Source organism: Pyxidicoccus trucidator (genome assembly GCF_010894435.1).
Lineage (GTDB): Bacteria > Myxococcota > Myxococcia > Myxococcales > Myxococcaceae > Myxococcus > Myxococcus trucidator.
Genome location: NZ_JAAIXZ010000052.1, coordinates 1 through 2,198, shown reverse-complemented (window position 1 = coordinate 2,198; position 2,198 = coordinate 1). Strand labels below are relative to the sequence as shown.

Annotated in this window: 1 protein-coding gene; it reads left to right on the top strand. The window is 71.7% G+C overall.

What is annotated here, in order from left to right:
• The coding region (locus G4D85_RS48325) for a thioesterase domain-containing protein (RefSeq protein ID WP_164021887.1) at positions 1 to 1,448 on the top strand (1,448 nt) is incomplete at its 5' end.
• Positions 1,449 to 2,198: the final 750 nt, after the last annotated feature.

The following is a 2,198-nucleotide window of genomic DNA, read 5'->3' as shown; positions in this document are numbered from 1 at the left end:
AGGTGCGCTGGCTGGCCACCGGCGAGCTGGACTTCCTGGGCCGCGTCGACTTCCAGGTGAAGCTGCGCGGCTTCCGCATCGAGTTGGGCGAAGTGGAGTCCGCCCTGGAGGCGCTGCCCGAGGTGCGTCGCGCGGTGGTGCTCGCACGCGAGGACGTGCCCGGGGCTCAGCGACTGGTGGCCTACCTCACCCACCACCAGGCTCCGCTCGACGCCGCCGCCCTGCGCGCGTCCCTCAAGCAGCGGCTGCCCGAGTACATGGTGCCCTCGGCCTTCGTCGCCCTGGACGCATTCCCGCTCACCTCCAATGGCAAGGTGGACCGGAAGGCCCTGCCCGCGCCGGACCGCGCCGAGGCCGCGGACGACACCGTCGCGCCGCGCGACGTGCTCGAGCACACGCTGGCTGGAATCTGGGAGGAGCTGCTCGGCCTGCGCTCCGTCGGCATCCGCGCCAACTTCTTCGAGCTGGGCGGCCACTCGCTGCTCGCCGTGCAGCTCATGGCGCGCATCCGCGAGCGCACCGGGCGCCAGCTGCCGCTGGCCTCGCTGTTCCAGGCTCCCACCGTGGAGCAGCTCGCCTCGCTGCTGCGGCGCGTCCCGGCGCCCTTCTCGCCGCTCGTGCCCATCCACCGCGGGGGCGCGCGCAGGCCGCTGTTCCTCGTCCATGCCGTGGGCGGCAACGTCCTTGGCTACGCGGAGCTGGCCCGGCGGCTGGGGCCGGAGCAGCCCGTGTATGGCCTCCAGTCGCAGGGGCTCGACGGGCAGCAACCGCCGCTCGACTCCGTGCAGGAGATGGCGGCGCTCTACCTCGAGTCCCTGCGTACCGTGCAGCCTCACGGGCCGTACCTGCTCGGCGGCTGGTCCATGGGCGCGGTGGTCGCCTTCGAGATGGCCCGCCAACTCCAGGCGCGCGGCGAGTCGGTGGAGCTGCTGGTCCTGGTGGATCCGAGCCCGGCCACTGCGGACCGGTTGCGGGGGGAGGTGGAGGACTCCGCGCGGGTGGCGGCCCTCTTCGCCCAGGACCAGGCCCGGCTCGCGGGGGCCTCGTGGGTGCCGGACGCGTCGCTCATCCACCAGGGGACGGACGCCGTGCTCCAGGCCCTGCTGGACGAGGGACACAAGGCGGGCCTGCTCGTCCCGGAGGTGGGCCTGGAACAGCTCCGCACGCTGTTCGAGGTCTTCGCCGCCAACCAACGCGCCCTGAGCCGCTACAGGCCCGCGCCCCTCCCCGTCCGCATCACCCTGCTGCGCGCCAGCGAAGGGAGCGATGCCCCGTCCCAGCAGGACCGTGGCTGGGGCGCCATCGCGGAAGGCGGGCTGGCGCTGACGGAGGTGCCGGGTGACCACTACGGCGTGCTGCGCATGCCGGGGGTGCAGGTGCTGGCCGAGCGGCTCACGGCGCTGCTGGAGGCGGCGCGACAGAAGGAGGATGCCGCGCCCGCGGCCTGAGCGACGGGCCCGGCTTCGCGAGCGTGCCCGTCAAGGACAAGGGCGCTCGCGGGGCCGGCGCGGTCAGCCCACGATGCGCTGAGGCGCCTGCGTGCCGCATGGTGCCCGTAGGGACGTCGTAGTCGCAGCCGGGCGTGCGCCTCTGGATGAAGCCCCAGCAGGTGCATCAGCCCGAGCATGTCGTCCGGCTGCTCGGCCTGCGCCATGCGCCTGCGCACGATTTCCCATGCGTACGTGTTGCCCACGTTCCGCGAGGGTCATGCGCAGGGGTTCAAGCTGTTCGCCATCCGGCCGCACTCGCTGTTCGCAGTCAAGATGTGCACCGGGGGCTTTGCTGTTATGCAGCCCCCTGAGCCTGAAACACGTCGCCCCCGTACGCCCGGAAGTGCCATCTCCAGGTGGCCCTCTGGCAATGCCTCACCCCTCCTGAAACTTCTCCCGGCCCGGACCAGGAAGCCCCATGAGTGCCAGTCGGACGCCTCTCGACAAGGAGAAGAAGGAACAACTCCAGTCAGCGTCCCCCAGGCCCAGACGCGCAGCATTGCCCGGCGCGTGGGCACGTTGAGCGCCTTGAGCGCCTGACTCGAGGACGGAGTGCGCAGCACGCAGCGCGGCATCCAGGAACGAGCCATTCAACATGAGCGACATCAAGAAGAAGCTTGCAGCGCTGACCCCCGAGAAGCGCGCCCAGCTGGCGAAGCAGCTCCAGCAGAAGGCGTCGCGCAACTCGCTGCCCGCGCTTGCCCGCCG